Raw genomic sequence first — 21,238 nt, 5'->3', positions numbered from 1 at the left:
GAAAGAAAAGTCATATACTTTAACTATACGAAAAAGATTAAATGTTAGATTTATCAATTGTAATAATAAATTATAATACTAGTAATTATACCATTAAATGTGTGGAAAGTATTTTAAAATATACTTCATCAAACATCAATTATAATATCATTTTAGTAGATAACCATTCTCACTCTGATGATTTTAATAATTTAAAAGAAAGTTTTCCATTAAAGAACCAAAATATTAAATTATTAAAGAATCACATTAATACTGGTTTTGGAGGTGGAAATATGATTGGATGTCAATTTTCTGATGCAAAATATTATGCCTTTGTAAATAATGATTCATTACTATTAAATGATTGTTTTTCAATTATTCTAAAAGAAATGGAAGAAAATATAGAATTTGGAATTTGTGGTCCTCAATCCTATAAAGAAGATGGAACTTTATTACCCACATTAGATCATTTTTCTTCTCCCTTAAAAGAACTATTTGGTCGCTATTTTTTAGAGAAAATCAATCCAAAGAAATATCCAAAAAGAAAACTAGAATATAAAAGACCTCAAAGAGGTCAATTTGTCTCAGGAAGTTTCATGGTTGTACGCTCGGAAGATTTTTGGAGTGTAGGAGGCTTTGATACAAATATATTTTTATATCAAGAGGAAACTGATTTGTGCATTCGATTAGCAAAAATAAAAAAGTATGCTTATTTAATTCCAGAAGCAAAGTTTATTCATTATCATGGAGCAAGTACACCTAAATCAATAGAAATTAAAACAGAATTAAAAATTTCTCTTCTTTATGTTATTAGAAAACATTATGGCTATTTAAACTACAGAATAATATTATTATTATTACAAGTTAAATACTTTATTAAAAGCTTAAGAAAACCAAAATATTGGTATTTATTTAAAATTTTATTTAGAGGTGGTAGATTAACTGATTCATTAAAGCACAAACAGAATAATAAACAATGATTTTTTTTAAAAAGTTTTTTAATAAAACAGTTGATTTTGATTTCAATACTTTAAAAAATAGTGAAAAGTATAACTCTAAAAAAAAGACTATTGTTTTTATTTCTGGATCAATTCCTACTTATGATAAAGATTCAGGCTCTAATAGATTGAAAGAGATTATTGTAGCATATGTACAACTAGGTTATAATTGTATATTGTGTTTTGAAACTACAGAAAACGATGATAAATATGTTCGTTTTTTTAATGAATTTAATGTTATTTTATTTTCTGAACTAAATAATCCCCACAAAACATCTGCATTTTTAAAATCAGTTTCCAAAATAGATTTTGTTTGGTTTTATGGTCCAAATACATTAAAAAAACAATTAAAAAATATTTATAAAATAATCCCTGAATCCAAGACTATATATGATATGGTCGATATTCATTTTTTAAGATACAAAAGAGCTATAGAATTAGATCCAAAAAGAGTTTCTTTAAAAAGGAGGTATAAAAAATATTTCAAAATTGAAACTATTGTAGCAAAAAAAGCAGACGTCATTATTGCTATTTCTGATCAAGAAAAAAAAGTAATGTCTTCTTACATTGATGAAAATAAGATTATAATTATTTCAAATATTCATTATCCAAAAGTAAATATTAAAGATACTCTTCATTTTGAGGAGAGAAAAAATATTCTCTTTATTGGTTCCGCTCACTCTCCAAATATCGATGCTTTATATTTTCTATATCAAAAAATAATGCCTCAAGTATGGGAAAAAATACCTGATTTAAAAGTAGATATTATTGGCAATTTAGATACTCAAATTTCAGATATTAAACATCCCAATTTAATTTTTCACGGTTATGTACCTGAGATTGAATCTTATTTTAATTCTACCAAGTTCATGATTGCTCCATTGCGATATGGTGCAGGTGTAAAAGGGAAAATTGGACAATCATTTGAGTATTATCTTCCATTAATTACAACCACAATTGGAGCTGAAGGAATGTTCTTGAAACACAACACAAATGCTCTTATTGCAAATAGTGCAGAAGATTTTGCTACTGAAATTATTAATCTATATCAGAACAAAGCACTTTGGTTACAACTACAAAGTAATTCTGAAATAAGTTTAAAACCTTTCTCCAGAGAAATTTTAAAGCAAACTTTACTGTCTATTTAGTTATAATTTAAATACTTCATCTAACTTTGAATAAGCTGCTTTTATAGAATGATTACTAATAAAAAAATGTCTAGATTCATTAGAATGAAAATTATAAAATGATAAATCTTTGCGTAATTTTTCTATATAACTAGCAAATTCTGTTGCATCATTTGTAGCTAAACAACCATTATTTGTTTTATTTAATAAGCCATCAACTCCTCTTTCATTACACACTATAGGAATGCCATAAGACATCGCTTCCACTACTTTAATCTTTAAACCTGTTCCACTTAACATTGGGCAAATAGCAATTTTTGACTGAGAATAAATTTCACCTAAATCCTCTATAAAGTCTATTTTAGTTACATTTTCTTTATCTGGACAATAGTTAACAATTCTACCTACAATACATATTTTTATATTTTTGTCTAATTTAGGATAAACTTCTTCAAAAAACCATAAAGCTGATTTTATATTATGTTCATTACTACTTGCAACATATACTAAATCATATTTTTTATCACTCTGGTTTGCATCAAATTTTTCCTCTAAAGCATGTGTAACTATCGACACTTTTTTATCCAAGAATTGAGAAAATAAATATTTTTCTTCATTAGATATAACTAAAACTTCATCAAACTTATTTAATAACTTTATTTCAGTCTCAAAATACTTTCCTAATTTAAAGTTTTTCATATTTTGAAATTGAGAGGTTAAAAAATCATGCGTATCTATAATTAATTTGGCTCTAGGTTTAGTGTCTTCAATTTTTTCAATTAAATTAGCCCAATAAGCATAGGATATCAAAATGAAATCATATTCTTTTTTTATTACTATTTCTTCAAATAATTTTTCTTGACCAAATCTTCTTCTATCAAATTCTTTTATTTTTCTTACTATTTTTCTTGGTAATGAATACAGAAAAAAATAACGCAATTGATTTTTCTTTCTTGATAAACTTTTCAGAAGATATCCTTCTTTAATGTATTTATTATTCTTTAAATTATCAATTTCTTTATTTTGAAAATTATCTGCATAAACACCTACAAAATCAACCTCTATTTCTTTAAATTTAAAATATTCTAACAATGCTAATGCTCTTGCATTGTTACCTTGATTTTTTAAAAGTGGATTTTCAGGATAAAAATATAATATTCGCATTCTTATGAATTTTACTTTTCAATTTTAATAAACTTTTTTATAAATTCTAGCCATTTATTAAAAACAGCTTCTTCTGTATATTCTTCAACTTTATTATGAGCCATAATTCCCATTTCTTTTCTTAACTCTTTATCGTTGATAAGATTTTCAATAAACATTTGCATCATATCCTCATTATCTGCTAAATAGCCATTCTTCTCATGATCAATCAATTCATTCACTCCAGAACATGTTTTAAAACCAACAGAAGGTAGTCCAACAGACATTGCTTCTGTTAAAGCTAGTGGAAATCCTTCATATTTACTAGGAAATATAAACAAATCAGATTCCTTAAGTTTTTCAATAGGCTCGTTGGTAAACCCTTTAAAAAAAATTCTATTCTGCAATTTTAATATTTTTACTTGTTCTTCTAAAAGAGTCAAATCATTTCCTATTCCCCAAAATTCTAAATCCCAATTAGGATATTTATTAGCAATTTTTGAAAATACCGAAATAGCAATATGTTGTTGTTTACAACTTGTGTTTAAAGAAGCAATATTAACAATTTTATATTTTTCCTTTATTTCGGAATGATTTGTTATTTCTGAAGCATTAATTTGCAATACAGGATTTGGAATTGTTAATGCAATTCCATTAAATGTTGTTGGTAAAAATTTTTTATAGCTTTCAAACAAAACCTGAATTCCATCCAAATATTTATAAGACTCTTCTAGCAATTTCATTTCAATATTGGAACGATACCATAATAAATCGGTAAAATCATAATCTGGTCTACCATTTACAGAATTTAATATTGTTTTTTTACATTCATTTTTATAAGTGATTTCTAACAAAGAACCAATTGACATGGTAATAATCAAATCAGGATTAGACTCATTTATATACTTATTCCATTCTTTTGAACGTTGCTCTAGATTAAATTTATAAAGTCCATCAATTCCATTTATTTTTTTTAATAGTGCTTTATTATAAATTTTATGATACTTTTTTTTAACCTTGTAATAAATCCATAAAAATGGGTTCTTCCCTTTATAATTAAAAAGTTCTACTATTTTTTTTTGGACTATAGAATCATTAAATATATTAGTTAATTTAACTTTAGGTTCTAAAAAAAACATTGGTTTACCTAAAATACTTTCATTAGTTGCGATTTCAACCTCAAAATCTTTTTTCACCAAATTGTTAGCTAAAAAACAACATATTTTTTCAGTTCCTCCAGCTCCATTTAAAAAACCTTTATGCTGAATCAGTAAAATTTTCATTTTATAAATCAATTTTTATTTTATTACGTAAAGATCTTCTATACTTAGAAATTGGGATAATATTTATTAACTTTAATTTAAATTTATAAAGAAATTTTTTAAATTTAAATTTAATTTTTAAATTCAGAAGATACCTTTTATGATATTTTTCAAATTCTTTATAATCATTTGATGCTAAAAAGACTAAAAAGAGTTTACTCAATTTCGTTCTATCATTCATGTTAATATAAGGATTAACATTTTTTTGATAAAAATCCTTAATTAATTTATGCAAATATTCTTTCTGATTAGAACTAATTGGCATTGCAATATATCTTAATTCAAAAGGTTCATGCTCTAAAAAGAGTGCAAAATGAAATGCATGTGAATTATATAAATTATATTTATTATAAAAATCTTCTAAAATTTTAAACCATATGGGAATTTGAGTTAATAATTTATCCGTATCATTATTTATCTTGATGTGATTCTGATTATCGTGTTCTCTATAGTTATAAATTCCTGATGGATTTTCGGCTATTTCATGGGTTAGTGCTAGTAATTGATGAGAAAATAACCCATCTTCACATGGTTGTATATTTTTTGGAAATCTAATATCAAAATGCTTTTTTAAAAAACTATGCTTTAGAAATAAAGCACAAGTAGGTAATGCTGAAATATTAGGCAATCTTTTACAATAATAATCTCCAATTATTACAATATCAGAATCCTTTTTTTTGGCTATATTATAAGAAGTACTAATAAATTCTGAATCAATTGTATCATCAGAATCCATAAAAAAGATATATTCACCTAGAGCTGAATTTAATCCATTATTCCTAGCAATTGAAACTCCAAAATTTTTTTGTTTTATTAATTTTATTCTCGAATCCTTATATAAATACTGTTCGCAAATTATCAATGAATTGTCATTTGAACCATCATCTACTAAAATAATCTCAATTGATTCAAAACTTTGATTTAAAACACTTTCAATTGCTTCTGAAATGAATTTTTCAACATTATAAACGGGTATGATTACTGAAACTAAAACATTAGGATTACTAACATTCATTATTATTAGATATTAGTCTCCAAATATATGTAAAATAAAATAATTTTACTTGGGTTAAGAATAAGAAGTCACTAAAAAGAGTTTCTTCACTTTATAATAATTTTTATCTCATTAATTAAATATATTTGCAATTAATAAGCTAGCAATTATTTTCAATTTGCTTACTATTAAATAATAAAATGAACACTGAAGTACATAACGCTTACGAAGCAATTAAAAATGGAGGAATTATTCTCTACCCAACAGATACTGTTTGGGGAATAGGTTGTGATGCAACTAATGAGGAAGCAATTAAAAAAATTTATGCATTAAAACAACGTGAAGAAAGTAAAAGCATGATTGTTTTAGTTAATGGAGAAAGAATGATGCATCAAGTATTTAATGAAATTCCTGAAGTGGCTTGGCAAATTCTCGATTTTTCAGAAAAACCAACCACCTTAATTTTAGACAAACCTAGGAATGTTGCTAAAAATATAATTGCTGAAGATAATTCACTTGCTGTAAGAATTGTTACTGAGCCTTTTTGCTATAAATTAATGGAACGAATGAAAAAACCATTGGTTTCAACTTCTGCAAATATTTCAGGAATGTTTACTCCTAAATCATTCAAAGAAATTTCTCCTGAAATTTTAAAAGGTGTTGACTATGTAGTAAATTTGCATCAAGAAAAAATTTGCAAAAATCCTTCTACTATCATAAAATTAGGATTGGATAGTCAGGTTAAAGTTATTAGAAAATAAAAAATGACCGTAAATTTGCAAATAGATTAATATGCTAATGTAAAATTAGTCGAATGTATCAATCTACTTGCTTAAATTGACACATTTTCAAATTGACTAATTGACTAATTAAAAATATGAATTACAAACAACATTTAGAACACAAAATATTTACAATTATATCACAAGCTGCTCAAGAACTTGAATTAGAATGTTATGTAATTGGTGGTTATGTAAGAGATATTTTGTTGAATAGAAATCACAAAAAAGATATTGATATTGTTGCTGTTGGTAGTGGTATAGAATTAGCCCTAAAAGTTTCAAAACTAATTCCTAATCATCCGAAAGTTCAAGTTTTCAAAAACTATGGAACTGCAATGTTGCGTTACAATGATATGGACATCGAATTTGTAGGTGCTAGAAAAGAATCTTATAATAGAGATAGCAGAAATCCAATCGTTGAAAACGGTACTTTAAATGATGACCAAGAAAGACGAGATTTTACGATAAATGCTTTGGCTTTTTCTTTAAACGAAAACACTTTTGGCGACCTAGTTGATCCATTTAACGGTGTAACAGATTTAGAAAATAAAATCATTCGCACTCCTTTAGATTCAGATATTACCTATTCTGATGATCCTTTGCGAATGTTACGCGCTATTCGTTTTGCTTCTCAATTACACTTTGAAATTGAAGCTAAATCTTTAGAAGCCATTACAAGAAATAATCAACGTATTAAAATAATATCTGGAGAACGCATAGTCGATGAATTAAATAAGATACTTTCTTCAGAAAAACCTTCAATTGGATTTTTATTATTATATCAAACAGGATTATTAGAAATTATTTTACCTGAATTAACAGCATTAAATCAGGTGGAAGAAATTGAAGGTCATACGCACAAAAACAATTTTTACCATAGTTTAGAAGTTGTAGATAATATTTGTCCCTATACAGATGATGTATGGTTACGTTGGTCCGCTTTATTACATGATATTGGAAAAGCACCCACAAAAAAATTTAATAAAAAGCAAGGTTGGACTTTTCACGGTCATGAGTTTTTAGGTGGAAAAATGGTGAAACGTATTTTTGAACGTTTGCACATGCCATTGAACCAGAAATTAAAATTTGTGCAAAAAATGGTAACAATGAGTTCACGACCTATTGTATTAGCACAAGATATTGTTACTGATTCAGCTGTTAGAAGATTAGTTTTTGATGCTGGAGAAGATGTAGAAAATTTAATGACACTTTGTGAAGCTGATATTACTACTAAAAACCCTAAAAAATTCAATAAATACCATCAAAACTTTAAAATTGTTCGTCAAAAAATAGTTGAAGTTGAAGAGCGTGATCATGTTCGTAATTTTCAACCACCCATTTCAGGAGAAGAAATCATGGAATTATTTGGATTAAAACCAGGAAGGGAAATTGGCACCCTAAAAGAAGCTGTTAAAGAAGCTATTTTAGAAGGAGAAATTCCTAATGAATATGATGATGCCTTAGCTTTTGTAATTAAAAGAGCTGAAAAAATGGGATTGCAAAAAGTTTAACTTTTGTTATTGAGCATTCAGTTTTACAAAACTTATTTTTACAATTTGAAAAAGAAATCAAAATGAGAAACAACAAATTAGTAGTATATTGGCTTTTATCTGGCTGTGTTTTACTTTTCGTTATGGTTATGGTTGGTGGAATTACTCGTTTAACAAATTCTGGATTATCAATGACCGATTGGCATTTGGTGACTGATACTTTTCCTCCTTTAACTGAGGAAAAATGGGTTGATGCGTTTGAAGAATATAAGAAATTTCCAGAATATCAAAAAATTAATATTCATAACGATTTTACACTTTCTGACTATAAATTTATTTATTTTTGGGAATGGTTTCACCGTTTTATAGGAAGAATCATAGGAATCGTTTTCATTGTTCCTTTTATTTATTTTTTAATTAAGAAACGATTAAATAGTGAAACAATAAAGAAATGTTTTGTGCTACTTTTAATGGGTGGATTTCAAGGCTTTCTAGGTTGGTATATGGTTAAAAGTGGATTGATAGATAATCCAGATGTGAGTCATTTTCGTTTGGCATTGCATTTAACTTTTGCATTCATAACTTTTGCCTATACACTTTGGGTAGCCTTAGATATTATTTATCCAGAAAAAAAACCAGCTGTAAAATCTCTGCAAAGAATTGCACAGATAGCTCTTGTTGTGTTAATTATTCAAATAATTTATGGAGGTTTTGTTGCAGGATTAAACGCTGGATTAGTACATAATCATTGGCCTTTAATGAGCGATGGACAGTTCTTTCATGAAAGTATTACGATAGAACAATCAACACTTTTAAAATCGTTTACAGAAGGTAAGAGTGGAGTTCAATTTATACATAGAACATTTGCTTATGTAGTTGTTTTCATGATGTTGTTGTTATACTTTAAAAGTAGAAAAAACAGTTTAAATAAAGTACAAGAAAAAGGTGTTAAAAGTTTAATTTTAATTGTTTTTATACAATTTGCATTAGGAGTATTTACAATTCTATTTCATGTTCCTTTATGGTTAGGCTTAGCCCATCAATTAGTTGCTTTTGTCTTATTATCTGCAATGGTGTTTACATTACATAGACTTTCAAAATAAAAAGACTATTTTTACAACCCGACTATATTGTCACAGGTTATTGTAGTATAATTTTAAATGTCAAAATTAAAAAAAGAAGATAAATTTTTAGATTTATCTGATTATGGACGCTCTTTTGGAAAAATACTTGCTTACCATTTAAAAGAAACTAACTTTACTCCTATTCACGTAACCATACTTTTTGGAATTTCTGGTTTAGTAGCTACTTATTGTATTTGGAATAATCAGTATGGTCTTGCTTCTTTTTTTATTCTTTTAAAATCTGGAATTGATGCAGCAGATGGAGAATTAGCGCGATTAAAAAAAACACCCTCTTATTCTGGAAGATTCTTAGATAGTATTTTTGATATCCTTTTAAATTTTATCTTTTTAATGATAATTTGTTATGTTTCCCAAACAGCACTTTGGCTAACATTAATTGCCTTCTTTTGTATTCAATTACAAGGAACATTATACAATTATTACTATGTTATATTAAGAAATAAATTAGTTGGTGGTGATGCAACGAGTAGAATTTTTGAATATGAAATACCTAAGGCATTACATGGTGAAAATCAGCAAACAGTAACCATTTTATTTAAAATCTACATGATTTTATATGGATGCTTTGATAAAATAATTCATTATTTAGATACTGATGCTTATAAAGCAAAATCTTTTCCAAATTGGTTTATGACCTTTTTATCGGTTTATGGTTTAGGATTTCAATTATTAATTATGGCAATTATGCTTTCATTTGGTCTTATAGAATATCTTATTCCTTATTATATTATTAGCACTACATTGTTATTTCTATTAATTAGTATTCGAAAGAAATATATTCATTAATCTAACCAATTTTTAAAATCGTTAACACGCTCTCTTGCTACTATTATTTCATCCTCTTTATAAGAAGGTAAAATAATCTTTAAACGAGAATTAGTATGCATTTGTATTTCTTTTATTCCTTTTAATGGTAAAATAAACTTACGGTTAATTCTAAAAAAATCTTTTGGATTTAATTCGTTTTCTAATTGTTCCATTGTTGTGTCTAATAAATAATCTCGATTTTCAAAAGTATGTAAATAAGTGCCTTTGTTTTCACTATAAAAACATTCTACCTCTTGAATAGGAATCACTTTTATTTGTTGGCCAATTTTTACCGAAAAGCGAGTTTTATATTCTCTTTCTACAGGATTTACTAACATTTTTTTTATGGCTTCAAAATCTAAACTTACAGATTTATTTACTATTGTTCTTGCTTTAAATTTACTAATAGCGATCTCTAAATCATCTTCATCAATAGGTTTTAATAAATAATCAATACTATTTAATTTAAAAGCTCTCAAGGCATATTCATCATAAGCAGTAGTAAAAATTACTGCGCTACTTATATCGATTTGCTCAAAAATTTCAAAGGACAAACCATCAGACAATTGAATATCAAGGAAAATTAAATCAGGATGCTCATTATTTTGGAACCAATTCAAAGATTCTTCTACGGAGTGAAGCATTTGATTGACTTGTAATCCTAATTTTTCTACTTTTCGTTGCAATAATCTTGCAGCTGGTTTTTCGTCTTCTATAATTATAATGTTCATTTTATATGTTTAATATTTTAATCGAAAACATGACTTTCCAGTGAAGGCCAAATTTTCTTTATTTTAATTTTTGGCTTTTTACAAAGATAAACAGGAATATTATTTTCCTCATCAATCGCATATTTATGATGAATTGTTTTTATTAATTGATAGTCTTCAAACACTTTTTCAATAATTTCTTTTTCAATTCCAAGAGTAATTGTTGTTTCTCCAGATGTATTACCTGGTCCCCATAACCAAAAACTTCCATGACTACAAACTGGTTTTGGTAAATTGTATTTTTCTCCTAAAACAATTAAAGCACCAGCTTCACCATAATTTTCAGCTAAAATGATACATTCTTCCTTTTCAGTTTTTGATAAAGAATGATAAACGCTATCTACAATTTCAACTTCTTTTTCCCAACCAAACATATCGGCATAATCGCTTGTTAAAATATATCTACCATCCTCTTCAGGTTTAATGTTTTTATAATCTACATATGTTTCAATAGGCAAAACTGGTATAGCTTCAGGAATGAAATAAAATGAAATCAAAACTAAAACACTAACCATTGAATAAAATAGTGCATTTTTATTGATTAGCATTTTTTCAATTTTATAAGCTCCAAAAGCAAAAAAAACAGGATAAACTGCATAAAAATAATAGGCTTTAGACTTTAAAAACCACATGGCAAAAAACACTATTATAAAAGTGATTCCAATGCTTTTGTATTTCTTAATTTCTTTATTAAAAAAAATAGCTAACAAACCTATTAATACTATTATAAAAGTAAATGGAGAATGTAATTGATCTAAAATAAAATCAAAAGTTCCAATACTATCTAATTGTTTTTCATTTAATTTCTGAAAATGTTTTAAAATAGGAAAATGATGTTGAATTTGCCAAATTAAATTGGGTAAAACAATACTAAATGAAATGATTCCAGTTGTATAAAGCCACTTGTTTTTTACTATTTTTTCTCTTTGAGTTACTAACAGACTAATCAAAATACTAATTAATAAAATTCCAATAGTATATTTATTTAAAAATCCTATGGCTAAACTTATTCCTAAAAAAATTAAATACTTATTAGCATCAGTTTTTAGAAATCGAACTAAGTAATAAAAACTTAATGTCCAAAATAATTGATCAAAAGCAACAGGTTGAAAAAGTAAATGATTCCTGTAAAATGGAATGAAAATTAAAATTAAAACTCCAGACAATAGAACAGCCTTTTTCTTTCCTCCAATTTCTATAGCTATTAAACAAGTTAGAACTAAAATAGCAATACCTGCAAAAGTTGGAAACAAACGCATTCCAAATAAGGAATAACCAAATAAAAAACAGGAAAGCTTGCCAATTAACGCAATAAAAGGAGGAAATTCCATGTAACCCCAATCTAAATGCTCACTAACAGAAAGATGTAATAATTCATCCCTATGAAATCCATAATTTTGATTTCCTATAAGATGAATTATTAATTTAACTAATGATAGCCCGAAAATCAGAGGTAAAAATTTTTTCATTTTTAAATTATGATAAATTACAATTTATTCCCATTTATTATTTTTTTCTTTCTCCATTAACTCTCTTATTTTTCTCTCTTCCCAATTACTTCCTAAAATCATTCCAGGTAAAAAAACTGATAGACCATGAGCCAACAAACCAATTCCCCAAAAGGAAAGCGTGATGAAATTTTTAAATTGAAAATAACTTTCTCCCTCTTTTAAATCTTGAATATTTACAATTACAATCATAATATTAATCACAATATAAACTAAAGCATGTGTGTAAAAACCTTTTATTCTTTTTACTCTTTTCAAAGCTTCTTGATATTTTGCTTCTTCTGGATTTGTAGGAACGAAATCGTTACTTCCTCTTCTATCCATTCTTCTTTGTATTCTATCTTCTATACTCATTTTATTCAAATTTATTTTTATGAGATTTTTCTTCTTCCATAAATTGCTTAATCTTCTTTTCTTTCCAGTTGGTATTCAAAAAAGGAAATACATGAAAAACTTTCATACCATGAAAAACTAAAGGAATTGCTGAAGGAATTAATGTCCATATAAACCATAAAACTTCTGGTGTGTATTTTAGATTGATGTAAATTAATGCAATCATTACTATAGAAAAAACAAGTAAATGTCTGTAAAAACCTTTTATATCCTTAACTCTTTTTTGTGCCTTTATATAGCGTTCCAATTCATTATCTATTTTCATAATTAGTTCCATTTTGATTGTTCCCTATTTTCTCTTTCTAAAATTTCTTGAATTTTCTTTTCTTCCCAAGATTTTCCATATCCAAAAGTTTCTAAAGCATGAAAAGTAACTCCTAATCCCCAACCTAACATGGGAAACCAGAACCATTGGAAACTTGATGTAGTTAGATTGATAATAATTAAAACTGGAATAACACAACAATAAGAAATAAGATTGCCATAAAATCCTTTTAATTTTTCAACTCTTTCTTTAGCTCTTGCATAAGCCATATTTTCTGAATATATATTTTTTGATTCCATAATTGTAATTTGTTTAGTTAAAATGGGTAGAAAAACTTTAAAATAATTCTCATTTTCCTCTATTAATACATTTCTTTTTGTTAAAATAGCGTAGCGATTTACTATGTTTTGCAAACCTACTCCTTTTCTATCTTGTAATACTTCTTTCTTTTGAAGGTTATTCTTTATTGTTAATTGGTTTTCTTCTATACTAATTTTTATATGTAATGGTTTTGATTCGCTTACAATATTATGCTTAATACAATTTTCTAATACTAATTGTAAAGACAATGGTACTACTTTTGAATCTTCGTTACCAAAATCCTCAGGTAATTCAAACGTAATACTATTTTCAAAACGCATTTTTAGAAGATTCATATAGGTTTTGGCAAATTGCAATTCTTCAGCTACAGAAACCAATTCTTTATCTCTTTGTTCCAAAACGTATCGGTATATTTTTGATAAAGAAGTTGTAAATTTTTGCGCATTTTCAGGGTTTTCTTCTATTAATGAACTTAAAACATTTAAACTATTAAATAAAAAATGTGGATCTAATTGATTTTTTAAACTTTCAAACTTAGCAGATGCAGTTCCTGCAATTATTTTTTGTTCTTTAAGTTTATTTTCTTGATAAGCTTTATAGAAATAAACTATATGAACCATTAGTGTAACAATTACTGTTATAATCATTGCTACCAAATAGTTTGAAGGTTTTTCAGATTTTAAAAACTCCTCTAAAGATTTGTTTTCAAATGCTACATCTTCTAAAATCCTCAATAAAAAAATTGCAAAACCTGATATAGCAAAAGATGCCAAAAAACCTATAACCAACCTTTTTAAATGAAATCTATTCTTTTCAAAACGTTTATCTAATTGAATAAAAACAAGAGCATTAGCCATATACAAAACAACTGAATAAAGCATGGTATATATGAAGTTCCATTTAATACTCTCTAAATTTGGCAAACTTTGGTTTAAAACTAAATTTACAATTTGCATTACAGCAAAAATAATAACCCCTAATAATAATGCTTTCTTTATTTCTTTTAGATAATTCATTATAATCTCTTATTTTTTACATTTTTCCAATTCGCTTTGAGCTCTATCTAAACCCCAAGTTGGATGAAAAGGTGATTCCGGTTTAAAGTTAGCAAAAAGTTCTATAGATTTTTCTAATTGCTCACACATTGGCTTTGTATCCTGACCAAAATAAGCAGCCATACCTATTTCAAATGAAGCCTTTTGAGATACAACTCTAGGGTTTTCAGGAGCAATCGCGTAGGCTTTGTTGTAAATATACATAACATCACCAGATAGTTTCTGACCATTAGTCATAGGATCATAAACTATCCAAGCTGTATGAATCATTGCCTGCATTACTAATACTTCTGGATTATCTAAAGCTATTCTATTCAACTTATCCTGTGCACTTTGTGCTGCTTCTAAAAGTATTTTTACTTTATTCTTATCATTCATATTGCGAAAAGCTTGTGTCGTGTTAATTAAAACGATATAATAATTTGGCAACCAGTTTTGCTCTTCTGCTGAAGCAATTCTTTCAAATAAAGCAATAGCTTCTTCTGGTTTGTCATTTTTCCATGATGTTAATGCTTCTTGCATTCCTTTTTCATACTGAGCTTGTGCTGTTACTACTGAAATAACAAAAATTGCGATAAAAGTGATAATTCGTGTCATGATGTTTAATTTTTTAATTGTTTCTAATTTAGTATTCTCTGTTTTCTGTTGTAATTGTAATTGTTTTTTGATAGAACAAATTTCGGTTAGATTACTTTCTTATAAAATTGATTTGTACCGAACTGTCATTTTTAAAGGATGAATTGTTTTTTAGTAATTAGTGAATAGTGATTAATCTAACAAAAATCCACTAATTACTAATCACTCTTCACTAATCACTCCCTTACAAATTATCCAAATTATTAGTTTTCTTATTATCGCTAATCGTCCAAAAGAAACCTACAAAGAAGAATTGATTTGCTGGTTGAGTGATAGCTTGTCTCTGAAACTGTCCGTTTATATCTTGATTGGTAGCATATTGATAACCAAAAATATTATTAGCATTTAAGACATTGGTAACAGAAAAGAATAAAATCTTTTGTTGCGATAATAAATATGCCCAACTCAAACTTAAGTTATTAAATGATTTTGTCTTTTCATTCATAAATTCAGTAGTATTTGGATTATCATAAGGTCTTCCAGAATTAAAACTATAAGTTGCGCTTATTTGTGACTTTAATTTGTCTGACCAATATTTAGTTACTACTGAAAAATTATGATTGGCAATAAAACTTGGTGTAACCTCTTTAGTATAGTTTTTATAATCTCTCTCAGAATCGATAAAAGAATAGGAAATCCAATAATCTAAATTTTTAATGGTTTTATTATCTCTCCAAAATAAATCGATTCCTTTTGCATAACCGTAACCATTGTTATTATAATTACTAGTGTAAGTAGCTTGATTATCATTATATTTTACTAAATCATTGTAATTCTTAAAATAAGCTTCTGCTCGCAACATTTTCCCTTCTTTGTTATACATATAATTTAAAATATAATGTTGGGTTTTCTCATAATCTAAATTGGAATTAAATTTTAAATAATCTTGGTTGGCGGTTTGATTAAAATTACCATAAGCCATTGAAAATTGAGAATTATCAGCAATTTTATAAGCAAAGGAAACTCTAGGTTCTATTGTATATGCATCGATAATTGAAGATTTTGAAGAACGTAATCCAACATTCATTGCCATTTTTTTAGAGAAAAATATTTCTGCTTCAGAAAAAACAGCCGACATATTATTTTGGTAACCATAATCAAATCTGCTTGATTGAAAAGCTGTAAAATTTTCATCAAAATTAGTATGAAAAAAATCACCACCTACATTCAATTTTATTCTGCTTGTTATGGTTTGACGCAATTTCAATTTGTAATGCAACGCTCTTTCATTATTTTTAAGCAAATCGTTTACAATTCCTATTTCATTTTGGCCATAGCCAAAACCAAAACCTGTTTGCAATTGTAAATTATCGTTTAAATATCCTTTATAGCTTGAATTAAAATAGAAATTTTTATTTTGAATAGCTATATTTCTTTTCTCAGAAAAATTTACATCCTTTTGATTAATGTCGAAAGTTGTATAATCAAAAGCACCATACATTTTTAAAAGACCATTTTTAAACTTTCTACGATAAACACTTTCTCCAGAATAAACTTGAACTGGTTTATTCCAATCTATTTTTTGAGGAACTGCTAACTGATAAGGAGCTAAATTGATGTAACTGGTATTAAAAGTCAATGAACTTTTTTCCCATTTCTGAGTATTTCCCAAACCAACACCAACAGACATAATAGAAATATCGGTCTGACTTTGAATAGGTTCGTTAATTGTATTTAATAATAATACACTTGACAAAGCATTACCAAATTCTGCACTATAACCACCAGTAGAAAAAGTCATTCCATCAAATAAAAAAGGAGAAAAGCGACTTCTTGTAGGTAAATTATTAGCCGTAGCACCATAAGGTTGTGCTACTCTAATTCCGTCTACAAAAGTTTGTGTTTCATCGCTTTCTCCACCACGAACAAAAAGCCTTCCACTCTCTCCTACTGTTTGTGTTCCTGGTAAAGTTTCTAATGCACCTATTATATTTCCTACTGAACCAGCTGTAGTAACAATGTCTAGTGGTTTTAACGCTGTTGTTTTGCTATTATCACCAGCTTTGAAAGTTCCAGCAGAAACTACCACGGCATCTAATGTATTTACGTTTTCTTTTAAAGTAAAAATCTTTGGCTTATAACTTTCAATTATAATTTTTAGAGTAATTGTTTCAAAAGACATAAAACTTATTTGAAGTATTTGCTCTCCTTTTGATATAGTCTTAAATTTAAAATTGCCTTTACTATCTGAAATAGCTCCATCATAAGTTCCTTTGATATACACATTAGCACCAGAAAAAGGTTGGCCAAATTCATCCATTATTGTTCCCTCAATTTCTGTTTGTGAAAAACTTAACGTTGTTACTGTGAGTAATAAAATTTGAAATAATACTTTCATTTTTGTTCTTATTTAATATTTTTTGATGAAGCAAAATTGTATTAGAAAAAGTCACAATTCAATTTAAGATTACTGAACTGTTATTTTTTCTATCTGAATTGTAGCTTATAACATTTTAGTACATTTACCAAAAATTACAAGATGGATTACCAAAGTATACTCAATTCTATATATAATGAAGTTCTTGTTTTAGACAACAATGGAAAAATAGCCGATTATATACCTGAACTTAAGAGAGTTAATACAGAAAAATTTGGAATTGCCTTAATTGACAATTATCAAAAAATATATACTGTAGGTGATGCTATTGAAAAATTTTCGATTCAGAGTATTTCAAAAGTAATTACCACAGCACTTATTTTTTCTAAAATTGGTAATGATTTATGGCAACGAGTTGGTTTTGAACCTTCTGGAAATGCATTTAACTCTTTAGTTCAACTAGAATATGAAAATGGTATTCCAAGAAATCCGTTTATTAATGCTGGTGCATTAGTAATTGCTGATTTAATGCTAGAACATTTTGAAAACCCTAAAGAGTATTTTCTAAATTTTATTAGAGAATTAGCAGAAAACGAGAATATTAATTATAATGAAATTGTAGCTCAATCCGAAAAAGAGAATGGATATAGAAATGCTGCATTAGTAAATTATATAAAATCATTTAATAACATTAAAAATGATCCTGATGCTGTCTTAGATTTCTATTTTCACCAATGTTCGATTGAAATGAGTTGTGAAGATTTAGCAAGAGTATTTCAAGTTTTTTCGCATAATGGAATTGTCCCAAGAAGTAAATTTAAGTTTCTAACAACTAGTCAATGTAAAAGGATGAATGCCTTAATGCAAATGTGTGGTTTTTATGATCAAGCAGGCGAGTTTACATTTAAAGTAGGTTTACCTGGAAAAAGTGGTGTTGGTGGTGGTGTTGTGGCTATTTATCCAAATCATTATACTGTAGCTGTTTGGAGTCCAAAACTAAATAAAAAAGGGAATTCCTTTTACGGATTAGAAACACTAGAACGTTTAACTACAATTACCGAAGCATCAATATTTTAGACAAAATATTATTAACAATCCTAAAATCATAAAACATAAATCGTAAATAATCCCTACTTTTGCGTTTCCTAAAATTTCAAGATTATGATTTATAAATTCCGAGCAATACTCGATGCAGAAGAAGATATTTTTAGAGATATTGCTATAGAAAAAGAAGCAACACTAGAAGATTTACACAATGCATTAGTAAATGCATTTGGTTTTGATGGAACTGAAATGGCCTCTTTTTATACTTGTGACGAAAACTGGAATCAAGAAGATGAAATTCCATTATTCGATACAGGTGATGTTCCTGGTGAAATGAGAATCATGAATAATTTCATATTAGAAGATAATTTAGATCAATATCAAACGAAAATTATTTATGTGTATGATTTCTTTAACATGTGGACTTTTCTAGTTGAATTAGCTGCTATTGAAGAAAAAGTAGAAGGAGAAACTTATCCAGCATTATTATTTTCTCACGGTCAATTACCATTAGATGCACCAGATAAAGCCTTTGAAGCAGACGATTTTGGTTCGGAATTTGATGATGACTATGATGAAGATGATTTAGACATGCTTGATGGTGATGACAGTTTTGAAGACTTTGGTTTTGAAGAGAATTGGAATTAATATCTTTAGTTTAAAATTGTTTTAAGTTGGTTTAAAAGTTTAAAGTTGTTACTATGGCAACAATAAAAAAATTTGAAGATTTAGAAATTTGGATTGAAGCTAGAAGACTTTCGAAAGAAATAATTTTAATTTCAAAAAACTCTGATTTAAAAACTGATTTTAGATTAAAAGCCCAAGTAAAAGATTCTTCTGGTTCAGTAATGGATAATATTGCTGAAGGTTTTGAACGAAATGGAAATAGAGAGTTTATTCAGTTCTTATCTATTGCTAAAGGATCAGCTGGTGAAACTCGTTCTCAAATCTATAGAATATTTGACAACGATTATATTGACGAAAATAAAATGAATTACTTAGTTAATGATTATGAAAAACTTAGTATCAAAATTCACAATTTCATAATCTATCTTAATAAAAGAGAATTTAAAGGAACTAAATTTATAGATAATAATGGTTAACTGTATTTAAACCAAATTAAACAACTTTAAACCATTATTAAACCTTAACAAAAAATGATAAACTTATTCAACACGCACATAGAAAACCTTTCCATACATAGAGTTGGAAATAAAAGTCGAAATGAAAATACTTTTTTATCTGAAAGTCCTTATGGATTGAATGATGAAATAATGCCATTATTGAAAGAATTTTTCTTTAAATCATTTCGTGAAAAAGAAGAAAACTATTATCAATTCGCTCACGAAGTAGATTTAGAATACAATGAAATGTTCAACTTGGCAACTGAAGCTTTTACCAATCCAAGTGAAATTCATGCTGTTTCAAAAAAAATAACACAACATCTTTTTGAACAATCCAATCATCCCCATATCAAAAATGGTGAAGTATATGTAACCTATTTTACAAATGTATCAATAGATAACAATGTAGTAGATGCCATTGGTGTATTTAAAAGTGAAATTCAAACCGATTTCTTACAATTTGAAGAAAAAGGAAGCAATCTTGAAATGATTTTACAACAAGGAATCAACTTAAATAAATTAGATAAAGGCTGTATTATTTTCAATTATAAAAAAGAAGAAGGTTATAAAATACTTACAGTTGATAGTAACCGTTATGATGCACGTTATTGGTTAGAACATTTTTTATCAGTAGATGTATTTCAAGACGAAAATTTCATCACTAAAAAATACCTGAAATTTTGTCAAGAATTTGCAAAAGATGTTGTTTTACCTGCAGAAGATAAACAACAAGAAGTATTGTTTATGAATAGAGCCGTAAATCATTTTGCAAAAAATGATGAGTTTGAAGAAACCGCTTTCTTAAATGATGTAATGAAAAATCCAGAGTTTATCCCAGAATTTAAGAATTACAAAATTGATAAAGGAGCTAAATATAGTATTGAGGATGTTTCTAATTTTCCAATTGCAAATGCCGCAGTAACAGATGCCAGAAAGAAAATGAAAAATACAATTCAATTAGATACTAATATTCAAATAAAATTAGATTTCATTAATCCAGAAAGTGCAGAGAAATTTGTTGAAAAAGGTTGGGACGAAGAAAAACAAATGTATTACTACTTAGTCTATTTCAATAAAGAACAAAAAAGCTAATTTTAAGTTTCTACTAGTTCAAAATTTAGATACAGATAATAATATAAATTAAAAACAGCATTCAAAATATTTTGATGCTGTTTTTTTATTTATCTAATATTTATTAAGACTAATAAAAACTTACTTCAACAATCCGAAGCTTTTTGTGAAATTAATACCATTAACGCCATCTATAAATTTATAAAACATCTAAACTACCTTTACCTTCTCTTATTATTTCAGGTTCATCTCCAGATAAATCGATAATAGTTGAAGCTACATTATCTCCATAACCACCATCTATAACCAAATCGACTTTATTTTGCCATTTTTCAAAAATTAATTCTGGATCAGTTGAATACTCAAGTACTTCATCTTCATCATGAATCGATGTAGACACGATAGGATTTCCTAACATACTTACAATTTGTATCGCTATATTATTATCGGGAACACGAATACCTACTGTTTTCTTTTTGCGAAATTCTTTTGGCAAATCATTATTTCCAGGTAAAATGAAAGTATAAGGTCCAGGAAGAGCTCTTTTTAAAATTTTAAAAGTTGAAGTGTCAATTTGTTTAATATAATCTGATATATTACTTAGATCACTACAAACAAAAGAAAAATTAGCTTTTTCAAGTTTTATTCCTTTAATTTTCGCAATTCGTTCTAAAGCTCTAGAATTTGTTATATCACAACCTAACCCATAAACTGTATCAGTGGGATAAATAACTAAACCTCCATTTCGTAATACATTTACGACTTTCTTAATAGCGGCTTCGCTAGGTTTATCTTCGTATATCTTTATGAATTCAGCCATATTAATTAAGAATCAAAAAAAGTTAAAATAGAAAGCTATAATTTATTAGTAAAATTAGTTATAAATTTGCAGGAATTATTTTTTACCCTTATTATTTTTGAATTATTTTTTTAATCAACTGGCTTAA

General features: G+C 27.1%; 21 protein-coding genes. 10 read left to right on the top strand and 11 right to left on the bottom strand.

What is annotated here, in order from left to right; all coding sequences use genetic code 11:
- Positions 1 to 41: 41 nt before the first annotated feature.
- Both ACULEV_RS06650 and ACULEV_RS06645 read left to right on the top strand, forming a co-directional pair.
- A complete protein-coding gene (locus ACULEV_RS06650; protein ID WP_445457888.1) occupies positions 42 to 959 on the top strand; it encodes a glycosyltransferase family 2 protein in 918 nt (305 codons plus the stop codon).
- On the top strand, positions 956 to 2,125 hold the full coding sequence (locus ACULEV_RS06645) for a glycosyltransferase (RefSeq protein WP_445457887.1): 1,170 nt from the start codon (positions 956 to 958) through the stop codon (positions 2,123 to 2,125). Before ACULEV_RS06650 ends, ACULEV_RS06645 begins: the two co-directional genes overlap by 4 nt.
- Here ACULEV_RS06645 and ACULEV_RS06640 read toward each other — a convergent pair whose 3' ends face one another.
- The 3 genes from ACULEV_RS06640 to ACULEV_RS06630 are packed head-to-tail and all read right to left on the bottom strand — an operon-like array spanning position 2,126 to position 5,584.
- Positions 2,126 to 3,268 carry a glycosyltransferase gene (locus ACULEV_RS06640; protein ID WP_445457886.1) on the bottom strand — a complete coding sequence of 381 codons (1,143 nt, stop codon included), beginning with the start codon at positions 3,266 to 3,268 and terminating at the stop codon, positions 2,126 to 2,128.
- 11 nt (positions 3,269 to 3,279) lie between these two features.
- Positions 3,280 to 4,530, bottom strand: a complete 1,251-nt coding sequence (locus ACULEV_RS06635) for a glycosyltransferase (RefSeq protein WP_445457885.1) — start codon at positions 4,528 to 4,530, stop codon at positions 3,280 to 3,282.
- Between the two features lies 1 nt (position 4,531).
- Entirely contained in the window at positions 4,532 to 5,584 is a 1,053-nt protein-coding gene (locus ACULEV_RS06630) for a glycosyltransferase family 2 protein (RefSeq protein WP_445457884.1), read from the bottom strand.
- 179 nt (positions 5,585 to 5,763) lie between these two features.
- Here ACULEV_RS06630 and ACULEV_RS06625 point away from each other — a divergent pair, with 179 nt between their 5' ends.
- From ACULEV_RS06625 to ACULEV_RS06610, 4 genes are all read left to right on the top strand, one after another.
- On the top strand, positions 5,764 to 6,324 hold the full coding sequence (locus ACULEV_RS06625) for an L-threonylcarbamoyladenylate synthase (protein WP_445457883.1): 561 nt from the start codon (positions 5,764 to 5,766) through the stop codon (positions 6,322 to 6,324).
- 116 nt (positions 6,325 to 6,440) lie between these two features.
- Entirely contained in the window at positions 6,441 to 7,856 is a 1,416-nt protein-coding gene (locus ACULEV_RS06620; RefSeq protein ID WP_445457882.1) for a CCA tRNA nucleotidyltransferase, read from the top strand.
- Between the two features lie 62 nt (positions 7,857 to 7,918).
- Positions 7,919 to 8,938, top strand: coding sequence for a COX15/CtaA family protein (locus ACULEV_RS06615; RefSeq protein ID WP_445457881.1), 1,020 nt, complete (start codon positions 7,919 to 7,921; stop codon positions 8,936 to 8,938).
- 57 nt (positions 8,939 to 8,995) lie between these two features.
- Positions 8,996 to 9,766 (top strand): CDP-alcohol phosphatidyltransferase family protein, encoded by a 771-nt coding sequence (locus tag ACULEV_RS06610; RefSeq protein ID WP_445457880.1) that lies wholly within the window; start codon positions 8,996 to 8,998, stop codon positions 9,764 to 9,766.
- Here ACULEV_RS06610 and ACULEV_RS06605 read toward each other — a convergent pair.
- The 7 genes from ACULEV_RS06605 to ACULEV_RS06575 all read right to left on the bottom strand — a co-directional run bounded on the left by ACULEV_RS06605 (position 9,763) and on the right by ACULEV_RS06575 (position 17,073).
- Positions 9,763 to 10,518, bottom strand: a complete 756-nt coding sequence (locus ACULEV_RS06605; RefSeq protein ID WP_445457879.1) for a LytR/AlgR family response regulator transcription factor — start codon at positions 10,516 to 10,518, stop codon at positions 9,763 to 9,765. The two genes, ACULEV_RS06610 and ACULEV_RS06605, sit on opposite strands and share 4 nt — an antisense overlap.
- Before the next feature lie 17 nt (positions 10,519 to 10,535).
- Positions 10,536 to 12,026: an ArnT family glycosyltransferase gene (locus ACULEV_RS06600; RefSeq protein WP_445457878.1), complete on the bottom strand. Its 1,491-nt coding sequence runs from the start codon at positions 12,024 to 12,026 to the stop codon at positions 10,536 to 10,538.
- A gap of 24 nt (positions 12,027 to 12,050) precedes the next feature.
- The gene (locus tag ACULEV_RS06595; RefSeq protein WP_445457877.1) at positions 12,051 to 12,419 is read right to left on the bottom strand and encodes a 2TM domain-containing protein; all 369 of its coding nucleotides are present in this window, start codon (positions 12,417 to 12,419) and stop codon (positions 12,051 to 12,053) included.
- Position 12,420: 1 nt separating this feature from the next.
- Positions 12,421 to 12,723 (bottom strand): 2TM domain-containing protein, encoded by a 303-nt coding sequence (locus ACULEV_RS06590; protein WP_445457876.1) that lies wholly within the window; start codon positions 12,721 to 12,723, stop codon positions 12,421 to 12,423.
- 2 nt (positions 12,724 to 12,725) lie between these two features.
- Positions 12,726 to 14,060 carry a 2TM domain-containing protein gene (locus ACULEV_RS06585; protein ID WP_445457875.1) on the bottom strand — a complete coding sequence of 445 codons (1,335 nt, stop codon included), beginning with the start codon at positions 14,058 to 14,060 and terminating at the stop codon, positions 12,726 to 12,728.
- A gap of 9 nt (positions 14,061 to 14,069) precedes the next feature.
- Complete coding sequence (locus ACULEV_RS06580; RefSeq protein ID WP_445457874.1) at positions 14,070 to 14,696, bottom strand: hypothetical protein; 627 nt, start codon at positions 14,694 to 14,696, stop codon at positions 14,070 to 14,072.
- Between the two features lie 223 nt (positions 14,697 to 14,919).
- Entirely contained in the window at positions 14,920 to 17,073 is a 2,154-nt protein-coding gene (locus ACULEV_RS06575; RefSeq protein ID WP_445457873.1) for a TonB-dependent receptor, read from the bottom strand.
- A gap of 141 nt (positions 17,074 to 17,214) precedes the next feature.
- Between ACULEV_RS06575 and ACULEV_RS06570 the strand changes: the two genes are divergently transcribed.
- The 4 genes from ACULEV_RS06570 (at position 17,215) to ACULEV_RS06555 (ending at position 20,312) form a co-directional block, all read left to right on the top strand.
- Positions 17,215 to 18,129, top strand: a complete 915-nt coding sequence (locus ACULEV_RS06570; RefSeq protein WP_445457872.1) for a glutaminase — start codon at positions 17,215 to 17,217, stop codon at positions 18,127 to 18,129.
- A gap of 84 nt (positions 18,130 to 18,213) precedes the next feature.
- The gene (locus ACULEV_RS06565) at positions 18,214 to 18,744 is read left to right on the top strand and encodes an IS1096 element passenger TnpR family protein (protein ID WP_445457871.1); all 531 of its coding nucleotides are present in this window, start codon (positions 18,214 to 18,216) and stop codon (positions 18,742 to 18,744) included.
- Positions 18,745 to 18,797: 53 nt separating this feature from the next.
- The gene (locus ACULEV_RS06560) at positions 18,798 to 19,199 is read left to right on the top strand and encodes a four helix bundle protein (RefSeq protein ID WP_445457870.1); all 402 of its coding nucleotides are present in this window, start codon (positions 18,798 to 18,800) and stop codon (positions 19,197 to 19,199) included.
- A gap of 54 nt (positions 19,200 to 19,253) precedes the next feature.
- Positions 19,254 to 20,312 carry a nucleoid-associated protein gene (locus tag ACULEV_RS06555; RefSeq protein WP_445457869.1) on the top strand — a complete coding sequence of 353 codons (1,059 nt, stop codon included), beginning with the start codon at positions 19,254 to 19,256 and terminating at the stop codon, positions 20,310 to 20,312.
- 178 nt (positions 20,313 to 20,490) lie between these two features.
- On the opposite strand, the gene ACULEV_RS06550 is transcribed toward ACULEV_RS06555, so the two are convergent.
- Entirely contained in the window at positions 20,491 to 21,111 is a 621-nt protein-coding gene (locus tag ACULEV_RS06550) for an L-threonylcarbamoyladenylate synthase (RefSeq protein ID WP_445457868.1), read from the bottom strand.
- Between the last annotated feature and the right edge of the window lie 127 nt (positions 21,112 to 21,238).

This window comes from Flavobacterium sp. HNIBRBA15423, assembly GCF_052655965.1.
Note: the sequence above shows the minus strand (reverse complement) of the source record. Positions and strands in the feature narration are given on the sequence as shown.

Bases quoted from the DNA above. Each gene is read 5' to 3' on its own strand.
- ACULEV_RS06650 (WP_445457888.1), top strand. From the start codon at position 42: ATGTTAGATTTATCAATTGTAATAATAAATTATAATACTAGTAATTAT.
- ACULEV_RS06645 (WP_445457887.1), top strand. From the start codon at position 956: ATGATTTTTTTTAAAAAGTTTTTTAATAAAACAGTTGATTTTGATTTC.
- ACULEV_RS06640 (WP_445457886.1), bottom strand. From the start codon at position 3,268: ATGCGAATATTATATTTTTATCCTGAAAATCCACTTTTAAAAAATCAA.
- ACULEV_RS06635 (WP_445457885.1), bottom strand. From the start codon at position 4,530: ATGAAAATTTTACTGATTCAGCATAAAGGTTTTTTAAATGGAGCTGGA.
- ACULEV_RS06630 (WP_445457884.1), bottom strand. From the start codon at position 5,584: ATGAATGTTAGTAATCCTAATGTTTTAGTTTCAGTAATCATACCCGTT.
- ACULEV_RS06625 (WP_445457883.1), top strand. From the start codon at position 5,764: ATGAACACTGAAGTACATAACGCTTACGAAGCAATTAAAAATGGAGGA.
- ACULEV_RS06620 (WP_445457882.1), top strand. From the start codon at position 6,441: ATGAATTACAAACAACATTTAGAACACAAAATATTTACAATTATATCA.
- ACULEV_RS06615 (WP_445457881.1), top strand. From the start codon at position 7,919: ATGAGAAACAACAAATTAGTAGTATATTGGCTTTTATCTGGCTGTGTT.
- ACULEV_RS06610 (WP_445457880.1), top strand. From the start codon at position 8,996: ATGTCAAAATTAAAAAAAGAAGATAAATTTTTAGATTTATCTGATTAT.
- ACULEV_RS06605 (WP_445457879.1), bottom strand. From the start codon at position 10,518: ATGAACATTATAATTATAGAAGACGAAAAACCAGCTGCAAGATTATTG.
- ACULEV_RS06600 (WP_445457878.1), bottom strand. From the start codon at position 12,026: ATGAAAAAATTTTTACCTCTGATTTTCGGGCTATCATTAGTTAAATTA.
- ACULEV_RS06595 (WP_445457877.1), bottom strand. From the start codon at position 12,419: ATGAGTATAGAAGATAGAATACAAAGAAGAATGGATAGAAGAGGAAGT.
- ACULEV_RS06590 (WP_445457876.1), bottom strand. From the start codon at position 12,723: ATGAAAATAGATAATGAATTGGAACGCTATATAAAGGCACAAAAAAGA.
- ACULEV_RS06585 (WP_445457875.1), bottom strand. From the start codon at position 14,060: ATGAATTATCTAAAAGAAATAAAGAAAGCATTATTATTAGGGGTTATT.
- ACULEV_RS06580 (WP_445457874.1), bottom strand. From the start codon at position 14,696: ATGACACGAATTATCACTTTTATCGCAATTTTTGTTATTTCAGTAGTA.
- ACULEV_RS06575 (WP_445457873.1), bottom strand. From the start codon at position 17,073: ATGAAAGTATTATTTCAAATTTTATTACTCACAGTAACAACGTTAAGT.
- ACULEV_RS06570 (WP_445457872.1), top strand. From the start codon at position 17,215: ATGGATTACCAAAGTATACTCAATTCTATATATAATGAAGTTCTTGTT.
- ACULEV_RS06565 (WP_445457871.1), top strand. From the start codon at position 18,214: ATGATTTATAAATTCCGAGCAATACTCGATGCAGAAGAAGATATTTTT.
- ACULEV_RS06560 (WP_445457870.1), top strand. From the start codon at position 18,798: ATGGCAACAATAAAAAAATTTGAAGATTTAGAAATTTGGATTGAAGCT.
- ACULEV_RS06555 (WP_445457869.1), top strand. From the start codon at position 19,254: ATGATAAACTTATTCAACACGCACATAGAAAACCTTTCCATACATAGA.
- ACULEV_RS06550 (WP_445457868.1), bottom strand. From the start codon at position 21,111: ATGGCTGAATTCATAAAGATATACGAAGATAAACCTAGCGAAGCCGCT.